Below are 13956 nucleotides of genomic sequence, written 5' to 3'. Positions count from 1 at the left end.
AAGAATCTTTGAGATAAAAAGTTATTTATCATTTAAGCTTTTCTTTTTCACACGTCGATACATTCGATATCCTTTTCGAACGACATCAACGATAGAGAATGGGATAGGCGGATGATATTTATAAATATACGGGAGATAAATCTTATAATAGGCCTTTTTCAAATCTTTCCATTTCCTGCAATATCCTTGTTTATAAAAATCGGATATATCAACGATATACCCTCTCCCCTCAAACAAAACGACATTTTTGCCATGAACATCATAGGGATTTAATCCAACCGACCTCGCATAATCTAAGCCTGAATCAATATCTATAATGACAGTTTCGGGAATAGGAACCCCCTTTACCACTGCATCAAACAAGGTAATCCCTTCAAGCCTTTTTAAGATTAAATAATTTTCCCCATAGTCATAAAGAAAAGAATAACTTTTATGATTACCTAGTCTTTTATATACTTCGATTTCCTTTTTAAGCTCCTCTGGATTTCGTCCATATACTTTTACTACCCATTCTGGCTGTGCATCAAGCGAAAATACCCCTGCATAGTTACCGTTCCCGATTGTTTTCCATATTGGAGAACGATTTTCCACAATAATAGGGTCAAATGGACTGATTGTCGTTAATTGTATGTTCGGTAATAATTCTGTTTCTATTAAATGTATATATTCTGCTTTTTCCAACTGGCACACCTTCTAATCTATTAAACATACCGAAATTATGAGACTTTTTCTAAAAAGAATGGAAATTTCTTTTATGCCATTATACACTAATAATTAATAGAAAGATGAAAAATTCATTTGGAAATTCCTTAATATCAAATATGTAAATATGCGGCACAAGAGGCTAATAGAAAGGGTTTGCCATGACATTTCCAATTCTAGAAACAAAAAGACTAAAATTAATTGAAATAACCCATCAGCATGTGGACTACCTATATGAAATTTTATCATTAGAAGAAGTAACTCGGTATTATGGGACTAACCGCTTTACTTTACCAGTCGAAGCCTCAAGACTAATTGATATGTTTCATAAGAATCTTGTTGACAAACGCGGGATTCGTTGGGGTATCAAATTAAAAGAAAATCAGAAATTCATTGGTACCGTCGGGCTTAATGCCTTACATTTAAAAAATAAGCGTGCAGAGATTGGATATGAACTCCATCCAGATTATTGGCGAAGAGGGTTGGCATCAGAGGCAATAAATGAAGTGATCCGCTTTAGCTTTAATCAATTAGATTTATGTCGAATCGGAGCTATAGTTTATCCTGAGAATGAAGCATCGATAAACCTACTTATCAAAATGGGTTTTACGAAGGAAGGAATTCTTCGAGGCTATATCCATCAAAATGAGCAATTTCATGACACATCTGTTTTATCCATATTAAAACCAGAATGGTTAAAAAGCCAGGTATAAATGCCTGGCTTTGTTATTCCTCAAAATATTCCTTGATTTTTCTAGCGCTATTCACTTCCGTATTATGATAATACGGATTATTTTCAGTTGCCTCTTTTGGGTCGAGATTTGTTTTGATCACAAGCATTGGTGAGGGTGAACTTTCTGCAATAATTCTGTCATTTAATTGGTCAAAATCAGGCATATTTTTATTTCCAGGCTGTTTGCGTTCCATTTTACCACCTCCTTATCATAGCTTGCTAATTTTGTCATTTATTCATTCTAAAATTATAATTTTCCAGCCCCTTCTTTTAAAAAAGCACTGTTACTTGGCTGTTGAATTCCTCTCCAAGGACTAAGCGCCTGTGGGGTCTCCCTTGAACTGCTTTCAATCAGGAGGATCGGGCCTTTGGCTCTAATCAACAGGGTGCCAAAATGAACAATGAGCTTTAACATACCCTATAATAAAGAAAAAAACTAGGAAGTAAAAACCTCCTAGTTATGGTTATTCTTCTTCTGAGCCGACTAAGAAATCTGGATTTAACTCCTCGAATTCTTCATCGTCTACGTCCATCCCCCAATCATCGTCACTGTCCTTGCATCCCTCAGTGCTGACATGAACACAAACCTTTGTCTCGCCAATCACCTCTACAAGGAATTCTCTTTCGACATGGACGATGATACGATTGCCATTCGGAGAAATGACCGCTTCAACACAATTTGGCTGCTGAAGTACTCGAGCACTAATTTCATTGTCATCGAGGCAATCATGGTCACGATACTTTAACTTAATGACATCTGTATATTGTACACGTTCTGTGACAACTTCTGTTTTGGTATTATCATTAAATGAATACCAAACGTTGATGTCGTAAGAGCCATGTATCTCTACTGTCTTGCCAACCTTTTTCGCATTGTATTTGTGGTTGATGATCCAACAGCCAAGTATACTTGTTGGACTATGCGCCGGGCTAATCGTATGATTGGACTGGGTGAATTTACGTCCTTTCGCTACTACGGCCTTCGTAATTATCTCTCTATATTCTCCCATTTCGCGCGAACCCTCCTCATTCATTTTCATTTCATCGTATGCAAGATATTAGACTAGTGTGATATTTATTTTGATGAGTACTGGATAAAAGTTTAGTCATAGTTCATTTTATGCGGGATTTATAGGTGTGTGCCTTGTATGCCTGTACTTAAAAATTGGGAAGTATTAAGATTTAATAAACAGGGGAAAATAACGGTGGAGTTAGGATACATAAACAAAACCAGGCTTTGGAATAAGCCTGGCTTTGGAATATTAATGTTCGTGATCGCAATCGTCGTGGCCTTCACAAGAGCCGCCGCCACTTTTCAGGCTTGAACCAGTTTCTCCTAACAATACATCGCCGCCCGTTGACACGATGATTTCATCAGTAACCGTATTTGAAATAGTTGAAGCAATAATTTGCAGCAATTCGTTCACATCTACTTGTGATTGTTTGAATTCCTGTACAACAGGAATTTCATCTAATTCTTGTTCAATAGAAGCAATTTTATCTTCCACTTTCTTTAAAGCTTCAGGTTTTCCATAATGCTGAAGATTTACTGCTTGCTTTTGTAATCCTTTAATGTCAGAAATTAAGGTATGAACTTTCTTGTTTTCATTTAACTGTGCTTCTGCCCGCTTAAAAAAGTCAACCTCTTCTGTTTCAGCAATCATCCGTGCTAAGTCTGTCGCACGTGCAACGATATCATCTTTTGTATATTTCGCCACTTTACTTCACCTCTGCTGGTTCTAGTTCTTCGACCATTTCTCCGTTTAATGACCATGTTCTTGCTTCTGTAATTTTGACTTTTACAATTTTGCCAATCGCTGATTTTGGTGCTGCAAAGTTTACAAGTTTGCTCCTAGATGTATAGCCAGCAAGTACGTCAGGGTTGTTCTTACTCTCCCCTTCAACCAAAACATCAACTATTTGACCCTCGTGTTTTTTCATAGCCTCTAATGACATCTCATTCACAAGGGCATTTAAGCGCTGTAAACGTGCCTTTTTCACTTCCAACGGAACGTTATCCTCCATTTTTGCAGCTGGAGTCCCTTCACGCGGTGAATAAATAAATGTATAAGCTAATTCGTAACCCACTTCACGATAGAGGGACATGGTTTCTTCAAACTGCTCGTCCGTTTCGTTCGGATAGCCCACGATAATATCTGTTGTTAAAGCAACATTCGGAATAGCTGCCTTAATTTTTCTAACAAGCTCTAAATATTGCTCTCTTGTATATTTACGAGCCATGATTTTTAAGACATCTGTTGAACCCGACTGAACAGGAAGATGAATATGATCCATTAAGTTTCCGCCTTTAGCAAGAACTTCAATCAGGCGATCATCAAAATCACGCGGATGGCTTGTAGTAAAACGAATTCTTGGAATATCAATTTTCCGTAATTCATCCATCAGTTCACCTAGTCCATAGGTACTACCCTCTAAGTCTTTCCCGTAAGCATTCACGTTTTGACCAAGCAGTGTAACTTCTTGGTAGCCTTGTGCCGCTAATTGGCGAACTTCTTGAATAATTTCTTCAGGACGACGGCTTCTTTCCTTCCCGCGCGTGAAAGGGACGATACAGTACGTACAGAATTTATCACAGCCATACATAATATTAACCCAGGCTTTAATTTTTCCACGGCGTACTTTTGGAAGGTTTTCAATAACATCGCCTTCTTTGGACCAAACTTCAACAACCATTTCTTTGGACATATAGGCTTCATTCAAAATATTTGGTAACCGGTGGATATTATGGGTTCCAAAAATCATATCAACCTGATGGTAGGTTTTCAGAATCTTATTTACAACGGATTCTTCCTGTGACATACAACCACAGACACCAATAAGTAAGTCAGGCTTTTCCAATTTCAATGACTTTAAATGACCGAGTTCACCAAACACTTTATTCTCTGCGTTTTCGCGGATAGCACAAGTATTTAAAAGAATAACATTTGCATCCTCAGTCTTATCAGTTGGTTCATAGCCTAATGCTAAAAAGATCCCTGCCATTACTTCCGTATCATGTTCATTCATTTGGCAGCCATAGGTACGGATATAGAACTTTCGACCCTCACCCATTCCACGGAATTTCTCTGGAATCGCAAAATCATTGTGGTACTTTACTTCTTCTTTCCCACGTTTTTTAGCGTCTTTCAAGGATGGTGCAGTAATCACTTGTTCAAAGTACTTGCTGTAATCCTTGGCGGATTTTTTGTCCGAAGAATTAACAGATTCGACTTGTGTACCTTCTAAACGTTGTTTTTCATTCATTTGTTCAAATGCCCCTTTCTTTCCATTTTATCCATTCATCTATTAAAAATTTGAGATTTTCATTTGTGCAAACAGTTGGGGATTCCAGACAGTATCCGCACATTATTATAGTATAAAGGTTAACTGCCTTGAAAACAATAGAAAATCCCGTAGGCTAAAGCCACGGGATTTTCTATTTCAGATTAAACAAATTCAGAAACTAATTTATCAAAATAATTTTGATCTAGGTTTAGGTCAGACTTGGATAAAGGTGTTTCTGAGAAGCCAGTGATTAGTTCTTGATAAGACTTACGCTCAGTGTTTTGATAAATAAGTCCCGTTACAAGACCATTATGCTTCATTAAATTCTGCATGGCTTCTTCACGATTTGAAGGGTCATAACCTTCAATATCACTAAGTTTTGTTAGATTTTCTTTAAACCAATCATATGTGTTTACCTTATTATAAGTAACACAAGGACTGAACACATTGATTAAAGAAAATCCTTTGTGTTTGATTCCTGCTTCAATTAATGCAGTTAAATCTTTAAGATCAGTAGAGAAACTTTGAGCTATAAATGTTGCTCCAACAGTTAAAGCCATTTCCATTGGAGAAATCGATTGTTCGATCGAACCCTGCGGCGTGGACTTTGTTTTAAATCCTGCTGCAGAACGTGGAGATGTTTGACCTTTTGTTAAACCATAAATTTGGTTATCCATTACGATATAAGTAATATCGAGATTACGGCGAATGGCATGTACCGTATGACCCATACCAATTGCATATCCGTCACCGTCACCACCTGATGCGATAACAGTTAAATCACGATTTGCCATTTTAACACCTTGTGCGATTGGAAGTGAACGGCCATGGATCCCATGGAATCCATATGAATTAATATAACCGGAAATACGTCCAGAACAGCCGATTCCCGAAATAACAGCTAAGTTTTCTGGCTCTAAGCCTACATTCGCTGCCGCACGTTGCATTGCCGCTTGTACAGAGAAGTCGCCACAGCCAGGGCACCAGTTCGGTTTTACATTGTTTCGAAAGTCTTTAAAAGTGGCCATTTAGAACAACTCCTTGCATTTTGTATAAACTTCGTGTGGTAGGAATGGATTTCCGTCATATTTAAGATGCTTCGTAATTTTTTCAGCATGTCCAACATTCATTTTCATAATATTCGCTAATTGTCCAGTTGCATTGTTTTCCACAACAACAACTTTCTTAGCAGAGCGAACAAGTGGAAGAACTTCGTCTGTTGGGAATGGATGAATTAAACGGATGTGTGCATGATTTACTTTTAAGCCATCATTCTCTAAACGTGTCATTGCTTCTTCAATCACACCGCGAGTGGAGTTAAATCCTACAAATAAAACATCTGCATCCTCGTGCTTAACATTTTTGTATACTGGTGTATCAAAGCGAATATTTTCGACTTTACGGAAACGCTTATCCATTTGAGCAATCCGGTTTGCAGCAGATTCAGATGGTTTTCCAGTCTCATCGTGCTCTACACCTGTTACATGATGGATACCATTTTTCATACCTGGAATTACACGTGGTGAAACTCCATCTTCAGTTACTTCATAACGTTTAAAATAGGCATTATTTTCGTTCGCAGGTATTTCTTCGGATACCAATTTACCACGTCTGATTTCAACCTTGTCATAGCTTAATGGTTCAACAGTTTGTTTCCCTAAAGATAATTGAAGATCAGATAGAATAATGACAGGGCATTGATATTCTTCTGCTAAATTGAATGCCTCAGCTGTATCATAGAACGCTTCTTCAACCGTACTTGGAGCCATAACAATTTTTGGAATTTCACCGTGTGTTCCATAAATCATTGCCATAAGGTCTGATTGTTCTTGTTTTGTTGGTAATCCTGTTGAAGGACCTCCACGTTGTGTGTCAACAATTACAAGCGGCGTTTCGGTAATACCAGAAAGACCGATTGCTTCCATTTTCAAGGAAAGACCTGGACCCGCTGAAGCTGTAATCGTACGTACACCAGCGTAGTTTGCACCGATTGCCATTGTACATGCGGCAATTTCGTCTTCGGTTTGAATTACTGTTCCACCAAGAGCAGGAAGCTTTTTGATCAAATACTCCATAATTTCAGACGCAGGTGTAATTGGATATGCTGCCATAAAACGACAACCGCCTGCAATAGCCCCAAGAGCGATCGCATCGTTTCCAATCATAAACATCCTTTTCTTGCCGTCAGCCTTTTCAAGTTCCATTGTTTGGACACCTGAAGCAAGATTTTCTTTCATTTTTTCAAATCCAGCTTTGATTGCATCCATATTTTTAGCAACCACTTGGTCGCCTTTTTTGCCAAAAATCTCACGGACTACTACTTCAAATACATTAATATCTAAGTCCAATACGGCAGATGTTGCACCGATTGCAACCATGTTTTTCATTAAAGAAGTTCCAAGTTCAGTGGCAATTTCAGTAAATGGTACCGCATACAATGATGCTTCAGTATCCTCTGGTTTCTTTGGAGAGAATTTCGCATCTGCAAGGATTACACCCTTACTGTGTAGTTCTTTGTAGTTTAAATCAATAGTTTCTTGGTCAAAAGCTACCAGGATATCTAGGTCATCAGAAATAGAACGAACTTCTGTCGTACTCACTCTGATTTTATTGTTCGTATGGCCGCCTTTAATACGTGAAGAAAAGTGACGATAACCATACAGGTAATATCCCAGGCGATTCAGTGCAATTGCAAAGATTTCCCCAGTACTTTCAATACCTTCCCCTTGTTGTCCTCCAACTTTCCATGAAAGTTGATTGATCATGACTTACACCCCTTTGGATATGTAAAAATTAAGTAGTTTAGATTGATCCATTTATTAGTTTAGCACTATTCCGAGTATTTCACTAGAATTTAGCCTATAATTATAAAAAGACTAAAAAAAGTAACTTAAGATATATACTAAACGCTTACAATTCTAGACCTATGCACTAAAAATTGCAACCCTTTAAAGTGAAATATTGTCTAAAATATGAATATTTTTTTATTATTTAAAATACACTCTCGGCCGATAATGTCGAACCTTAAAAAAACAACATTCTTCCACATTTTATGGCAGTTTTTCTCCCATTTATTCTTCATTCGAATATTTCATATTTATATTCTAGAAATCATGAAAGTTTATCTTAGAATAATATTATTATCAACTCCATTCATTTTTAAGCCTTAACCTAAAAAATACCTGCTTGGTTAACAAGCAGGTAGAATGAATTTAATTTGGTTTTTTCATGTCAATAGTCTATCTCTTTCAACGCGGTTCAACAATGAGTTTGATAGCTGTGCGTTCTTCCCCGTCAATCAAAATATCGGTAAACGCAGGGATACAGATTAAATCAACTCCGCTAGGTGCTACAAATCCTCGAGCAATCGCTACTGCCTTTACGGCTTGATTCAATGCACCCGCCCCAATTGCCTGTATTTCCGCTGCACCTCTTTCACGCAGAACCCCGGCAAGCGCACCAGCTACAGAATTAGGATTAGATTTTGCTGAAACTTTTAATATATCCATTTCTAGCTCCTCCTTAGAAAATCCCGATCCCGCATGAGCAGTTTCATGAACAAATCAGGTTATAACATTCCACTGCTACTATATTCAGTTGTGAAAAAACATATTCCGGCTTGGACAAAAAAAATACGTAAAGCAATTGCCCTAGACGCAGGAATAGACACTGTTCAACGTTAACTAGATAAAAATAAAAAAGAGCAAATTTAATTTGCTCTTTAAGAAATGGCTCTGTCAAACTTGCCTGTTGATTTCCGCTCCCGGCACTTCGCTTTATACTAAGAATAAAACGGATGATCATCATTTATTAAGATCGACTGGATCTTTTTGGTAAAGCCGGTTTTCCGATCCAATTCAATAACCACCGCACTTAGCTGATTTCTTCCACCTGTTGCCACTTCAAACCGGACAGGAAGACTTGTTAGGAACCTTTTAAGGACAGTTTCTCTCTCAACACCTAGAATGCCATCATACGGCCCTGTCATGCCGACATCGCTTAGATATCCTGTGCCATTCGGTAGAATTCGGCTATCGGCCGTCTGAACATGTGTATGTGTCCCCACTACTGCAGATACTCTTCCATCCAAGTACCAGCCCATTGCCTGTTTCTCACTGGTAACCTCCGCATGAAAATCCACAAAAATATATGGGGTTCTCTCTCTGGCGATGGCAATTAATTCGTCGGCCTTTTTAAAAGGACAATCCAAAGGTGCCATAAATGTTCGTCCTTGCAGATTGATCACGGCAATTTCTAAATCATTGACTTTAAAAAATGCCATTCCTTTCCCGGGTGTTCCTTCAGGAAAGTTTGCCGGTCGAACCATATTTTTAGCCGAACCGATAAACTCAAAGATATCGCGGTTATCCCATGAGTGATTACCAAGTGTTATAGCCTGTGCACCATACCCTAAAAATTCGCGGTAGATTTTTTCTGTAATTCCTTTGCCGCTTGCAGCGTTTTCCCCATTAATGATCGTAAAATGAGGACGATATTTATCTTTTAATTTTGGCAGATATTCCTTCACCATGTCTCGGCCTGGTGAACCGACAACATCACCGATAAAAAGTAGATTCATTTTTATTCCTTTCCATCAAGAAAAATTGTTAATATTTAAATTGTATCACATACTGACTTGATTTAATCGGATAAGCACTCAAAAAAATAAAGCGGTGCATGCGCACCGCTTTATTTTGCGTATTCAACAGCCCGTGTTTCACGGATAACTGTTACCTTAATGTGTCCAGGATAATCAAGTTCTTCTTCAATGCGCTTCCGAATATCTCGAGCTAATCGGTGGGCAGCAAGATCATCGACCGAATCTGGTCTTACAATAATACGCACTTCACGCCCTGCTTGAATTGCAAAGGACTTCTCGACACCTTCATATGACTCAGAAATCTCTTCTAACTTTTCAAGACGACGGATATAATTTTCAAGCGTCTCACTACGTGCACCTGGCCTTGCGGCTGATAAAGCATCAGCAGCTGCAACTAAAACAGAAATGATTGATGTTGGCTCGGTATCCCCATGGTGAGATGCAATACTATTAATGACTACCGGGTGTTCCTTGTATTTGGTTGCAAGTTCAACACCAATTTCTACATGGCTGCCTTCAACTTCATGGTCGATCGCTTTTCCGATATCATGAAGCAAGCCTGCACGACGTGCTAGGGTTTCATCTTGACCCAGTTCAGCGGCAAGTAGACCAGATAACTGCGCTACTTCCATTGAATGCTTTAAGACGTTTTGACCATAGCTTGTACGGAACTTCAAGCGGCCAAGAATTTTGATAAGATCTGGATGAAGTCCATGAACTCCCACTTCAAAAGTGGTTTGCTCACCAACCTCACGGATATACTCATCCACTTCGCGACGAGATTTTTCTACCATTTCCTCAATTCGCGCAGGATGGATACGCCCGTCTTGAACTAATTTCTCAAGTGCTAAGCGTGCCGTTTCTCGACGAATAGGATCAAAACCTGATAGAATGACAGCTTCAGGAGTATCATCAATAATTAAATCAATTCCTGTTAACGTTTCTAGCGTACGAATATTTCTTCCTTCACGGCCAATAATGCGGCCCTTCATTTCGTCATTTGGTAGGTTGACGACAGAGACAGTCGTTTCCGCAACATGGTCAGCAGCGCAACGCTGGATTGCTAGCGAAAGAATTTCCTTCGCTTTCTTGTCTGCTTCCTCTTTCGCACGATTCTCGCTTTCCTTAATCATTATGGCAGTGTCATGGGTTAATTCCTGCTCCATTCTGTCGATAATGATGGCTTTTGCTTCCTCGCGCGTTAAGCTTGAAATTCGTTCGAGTTCAGTTTGTTGTTTTCGTACCAACTCGTCCACTTTGCTTTCCATCTCTTCAATATGCTGTTGTCTTTGATTTAGAGAATCATCCTTCTTTTCTAAAAGATTTTCACGCTTATTTAACGTTTCCTCTTTTCGATCTAAATTCTCTTCTCTTTGCAGTAAACGGTTTTCTTGTTTTTGCATTTCATTTCTTCGTTCACGAACCTCACGCTCTGCTTCTGTGCGAAGCTTGTGAATTTCATCCTTTGCTTCTAGCAAAGCTTCTTTTTTCAATGAATCAGCATCACGTTTCGCATCTTCTAGAATCTGCTCTGCAGCATTCTTTGCACCAGCTACTTTTGCTTCAGCAATGGATTTATGAACAAAATAGCCAACAACGGCACCGACGATAAGGCCAAGCAAAATGGAGATGATAGTAATTAAATCCAATCGTTACACCTCCTCTTGCTATGAACTTTTGTTACATTTTTTTAAGTGTCGGCATGTACATTGTTTAGACTCAACATACAGCAAGCACCAAGGCTTTTTCGGATTTTAATAATACCAAAAATGTAAAATATACATGTTAATTGTAAAGGTGGGAATATTCATTGTCAAGGCTTAGTCCTAGTGGCTTTTTTAAATATTTAGAATAGGACATCATTTTATGATCCTAATGGCTGACTTTTATCGTCTATTTATGAGTATCTGCTTGTATATAAATACTTTAGGCTGTGTTGATTTCCGCTCCTGGCACTTCACTTTCCGCTCCAATCAACAAAGTGTAATATCATAATGCCTATGTAAAAAAAGAGCAAAACCATAAATAGCTTTGCTCTCTTTCATCTCATTTAGTCGATTAATTCAAATTGTTCATCATCATCTGTTTCAGTTACAAATTTTTCACCGTCTAAACCATAATGTTCACGGATCTTCGTTTGAATCTGAAGTCGCATATCAGGGTTTTCCTTTAAGTACAGCTTTGCATTTTCACGGCCTTGACCAATTCTTATATCATTATAGGAATACCATGAACCGCTCTTTTGAACGATATCTAATTCGGAGCCTAGATCAACAATCTCGCCTTCCTTAGAAATCCCTTCACCATACATAATGTCTACTTCTGCAGTACGGAAAGGAGGAGCAACCTTATTTTTTACGATTTTAATTTTTGTTTTATTCCCTACAATGTCAGTTCCTTGTTTCAATGCTTCAGCACGGCGCACTTCTAGACGGACTGTTGAATAAAACTTTAGAGCACGACCACCAGGTGTGGTTTCAGGGTTCCCAAACATAACGCCAATTTTTTCACGGATTTGGTTAATAAAGATAGCGATTGTCTTAGATTTATTGATGGCCCCTGATAGTTTACGAAGGGCTTGAGACATCAGACGTGCTTGTAAACCAACGTGAGAATCTCCCATTTCACCTTCAATTTCCGCTTTTGGTACTAGCGCTGCTACTGAGTCAACGATTAGAATATCAATGGCACCGCTTCGCACTAATGCTTCAGCAATTTCAAGAGCTTGTTCGCCAGTATCAGGCTGTGATAATAATAACTCATCAATATTAACTCCCAATTTCTGTGCATATGCCGGGTCAAGGGCATGTTCAGCATCAATAAATGCTGCTTGTCCACCATTTGCTTGAACTTCAGCAATCGCATGCAAAGCAACCGTTGTTTTACCAGAGCTCTCAGGGCCATAAACTTCGATAATACGACCTCTAGGATATCCGCCCACTCCAAGTGCTGCATCAAGTGCTAATGAGCCACTCGGACTCGTTAAAATCTTCGTATCCGTTTTCTCTCCCATCTTCATGATGGAACCTTTACCGAATTGCTTTTCTATTTGCTTTAACGCCATTTCTAAGGCCGCTTTACGATCATTACTCACGAATCATTTCCTCCCTTATATATAAACACAAGCTAATTGCTATAATCTATTAATTTAATACCTATTAATAATATAACCGCTTTTCGGATATTTGTCGAGCAAATAAACGAACATTCATTCGTTTATTTTCAAAACAAAATTGATGTAAAAAAAGGAAGATCCCCACTCCTTTTGTATTTTATTGCCTCTTTTGTCGTCCGAAAATGATAATTTCGTCCATTGTCAGACTTTTTTCTTCAAAAAAAAGTCACAGAATGCTATATAGCATTCTGTGACTCTTTTAATGTGCGAAGTAGAAAATAACATCCAAATTTTACAGCACGGGTCCGGTTTGCTTCCCTTGTTCCGGCTAAGGAAAGCTTTTCCACAATCGTAGGCCTTCCCTTAAGCGCGATCCCAATAAAGACAGTACCGACCGGCTTGCCCTCAAGCTCTTCAGGACCAGCTACACCAGTAAAACTAATTCCTATATCAGAATTAAATAATTTTGAGGTATTTTCAGCGAGTTCTCTAGCACATTGCTCACTCACAGCACCTTGTGTTTCAAGCGTTTCTTGCCGTACTTGTAATAACTGCTGTTTAACATCATTGGAATAGCAGACAACTCCGCCATAAAACACGGAACTTGCTCCTGAAAGTGCAGTTAGTTGTTGTTGAAATAGTCCGCCTGTTAAACTCTCTGCAGCAGAAATTGTAAATTTTCGTGTCTTTAGGGTTTTCATCACTTCATCCATAAGCGAAGTTTCATCGTATCCATATAAAAATACACCAACACGCTGGTTAATCGTTTTTTCTAATTCATCGAGCAGCGATTGAGCTTTTTTCCCGTCCACATGCTTTGCTGTCAGTCTCAAAGTAACCTCACCATCACCTGCAAGGGGGGCTATCGTTGGATTGCTTTGCGCATCAATTAAATCCATTAGTTCCGTTTCCAATGCAGCTTCACCAATTCCAAAAAACCTTAACACTCTTGAGACAATGACCTCATTGGCCATATTTTCATTAGAAAGCACCTGATAACCATATTGACTAAACATAGGTTCAAGTTCTTTTGGAGGACCTGGCAGGAGCATATAGGAGTGACCGTTTGATTCAACTATCATTCCTGGGGCCATTCCATGATCATTTGGAAGAATATGTGCCCCACTCAATACAAGTGCCTGTTTTCGGTTATTTTCTGTCATTACGCGGTTTGTCCGTTTAAAGTACAGTTCTATCGAAGCTAACGCATTTTCATCGGTAACTAGTTCTTTTCCGAGGTGACGAGCAATCGTTTCCTTCGTTAAATCATCCTTTGTTGGTCCAAGACCGCCAGTAAAGATAATAAGATCAGCACGCCTTTCAGCTATTTCAATGGCCGTTTTTAGCCTATCAGGATTATCACCAACAACCGTATGAAAATAGACATTAATTCCAAGGTCTGCCAATTGCTGAGACAAAAATCGTGCATTCGTATTCACAATTTGACCGAGCAACAACTCCGAACCTACAGCAATAATCTCAGCATTCATCCTCAAACATCTTCCTTTCCTTCATATATGA

General features: G+C 38.7%; 13 protein-coding genes. 1 reads left to right on the top strand and 12 read right to left on the bottom strand.

Annotation, left to right across the window (positions count from 1 at the left end):
- Window positions 1–21: 21 nt before the first annotated feature.
- A complete protein-coding gene (locus V7137_RS04275; protein WP_335696903.1) occupies window positions 22–681 on the bottom strand; it encodes a serine/threonine protein kinase in 660 nt (219 codons plus the stop codon).
- 182 nt (window positions 682–863) lie between these two features.
- Between V7137_RS04275 and V7137_RS04270 the strand changes: the two genes are divergently transcribed.
- Window positions 864–1415: a GNAT family N-acetyltransferase gene (locus V7137_RS04270; protein WP_335696902.1), complete on the top strand. Its 552-nt coding sequence runs from the start codon at window positions 864–866 to the stop codon at window positions 1413–1415.
- Window positions 1416–1428: 13 nt separating this feature from the next.
- Here the strand turns inward: V7137_RS04270 and V7137_RS04265 are convergent, their stop codons facing one another.
- The 11 genes from V7137_RS04265 to V7137_RS04215 form a co-directional block, all read right to left on the bottom strand.
- Window positions 1429–1629 carry a hypothetical protein gene (locus V7137_RS04265; RefSeq protein ID WP_335696901.1) on the bottom strand — a complete coding sequence of 67 codons (201 nt, stop codon included), beginning with the start codon at window positions 1627–1629 and terminating at the stop codon, window positions 1429–1431.
- A gap of 270 nt (window positions 1630–1899) precedes the next feature.
- Window positions 1900–2445, bottom strand: coding sequence for an outer spore coat protein CotE (locus V7137_RS04260; protein WP_218345582.1), 546 nt, complete (start codon window positions 2443–2445; stop codon window positions 1900–1902).
- Window positions 2446–2697: 252 nt separating this feature from the next.
- A complete protein-coding gene (locus V7137_RS04255) occupies window positions 2698–3153 on the bottom strand; it encodes a RicAFT regulatory complex protein RicA family protein (protein ID WP_335696900.1) in 456 nt (151 codons plus the stop codon).
- A gap of 1 nt (window position 3154) precedes the next feature.
- Entirely contained in the window at window positions 3155–4699 is a 1545-nt protein-coding gene (gene miaB, locus V7137_RS04250; RefSeq protein WP_335696899.1) for a tRNA (N6-isopentenyl adenosine(37)-C2)-methylthiotransferase MiaB, read from the bottom strand.
- 182 nt (window positions 4700–4881) lie between these two features.
- Entirely contained in the window at window positions 4882–5748 is an 867-nt protein-coding gene (locus V7137_RS04245; RefSeq protein ID WP_335696898.1) for a 2-oxoacid:ferredoxin oxidoreductase subunit beta, read from the bottom strand.
- Complete coding sequence (locus tag V7137_RS04240; protein WP_335696897.1) at window positions 5749–7485, bottom strand: 2-oxoacid:acceptor oxidoreductase subunit alpha; 1737 nt, start codon at window positions 7483–7485, stop codon at window positions 5749–5751.
- A gap of 483 nt (window positions 7486–7968) precedes the next feature.
- Window positions 7969–8229, bottom strand: coding sequence for a stage V sporulation protein SpoVS (gene spoVS / locus V7137_RS04235; protein ID WP_026566505.1), 261 nt, complete (start codon window positions 8227–8229; stop codon window positions 7969–7971).
- Window positions 8230–8501: 272 nt separating this feature from the next.
- Complete coding sequence (locus V7137_RS04230) at window positions 8502–9299, bottom strand: TIGR00282 family metallophosphoesterase (RefSeq protein WP_335696896.1); 798 nt, start codon at window positions 9297–9299, stop codon at window positions 8502–8504.
- Between the two features lie 110 nt (window positions 9300–9409).
- Window positions 9410–10969 carry a ribonuclease Y gene (rny, locus tag V7137_RS04225; RefSeq protein ID WP_218345588.1) on the bottom strand — a complete coding sequence of 520 codons (1560 nt, stop codon included), beginning with the start codon at window positions 10967–10969 and terminating at the stop codon, window positions 9410–9412.
- Between the two features lie 401 nt (window positions 10970–11370).
- Window positions 11371–12414, bottom strand: coding sequence for a recombinase RecA (gene recA / locus V7137_RS04220; protein ID WP_335696895.1), 1044 nt, complete (start codon window positions 12412–12414; stop codon window positions 11371–11373).
- Between the two features lie 257 nt (window positions 12415–12671).
- Complete coding sequence (locus V7137_RS04215; protein WP_335696894.1) at window positions 12672–13925, bottom strand: competence/damage-inducible protein A; 1254 nt, start codon at window positions 13923–13925, stop codon at window positions 12672–12674.
- Window positions 13926–13956 lie beyond the last annotated feature (31 nt).

This window comes from Neobacillus drentensis (assembly GCF_036962765.1).
GTDB lineage: Bacteria > Bacillota > Bacilli > Bacillales > Cytobacillaceae > Neobacillus > Neobacillus drentensis_C.
The sequence above is the reverse complement of the archived record's forward strand: the minus strand, read 5'-3'. Positions and strand labels throughout refer to the sequence as shown.

Coding starts and splice junctions, on each gene's coding strand:
- V7137_RS04260 (WP_218345582.1), bottom strand. CDS start 2,445: ATGGGAGAATATAGAGAGATAATTACGAAGGCCGTAGTAGCGAAAGGA.
- V7137_RS04265 (WP_335696901.1), bottom strand. CDS start 1,629: ATGGAACGCAAACAGCCTGGAAATAAAAATATGCCTGATTTTGACCAA.
- V7137_RS04230 (WP_335696896.1), bottom strand. CDS start 9,299: ATGAATCTACTTTTTATCGGTGATGTTGTCGGTTCACCAGGCCGAGAC.
- V7137_RS04245 (WP_335696898.1), bottom strand. CDS start 5,748: ATGGCCACTTTTAAAGACTTTCGAAACAATGTAAAACCGAACTGGTGC.
- V7137_RS04270 (WP_335696902.1), top strand. CDS start 864: ATGACATTTCCAATTCTAGAAACAAAAAGACTAAAATTAATTGAAATA.
- miaB (WP_335696899.1), bottom strand. CDS start 4,699: ATGAATGAAAAACAACGTTTAGAAGGTACACAAGTCGAATCTGTTAAT.
- V7137_RS04215 (WP_335696894.1), bottom strand. CDS start 13,925: ATGAATGCTGAGATTATTGCTGTAGGTTCGGAGTTGTTGCTCGGTCAA.
- spoVS (WP_026566505.1), bottom strand. CDS start 8,229: ATGGATATATTAAAAGTTTCAGCAAAATCTAATCCTAATTCTGTAGCT.
- V7137_RS04240 (WP_335696897.1), bottom strand. CDS start 7,485: ATGATCAATCAACTTTCATGGAAAGTTGGAGGACAACAAGGGGAAGGT.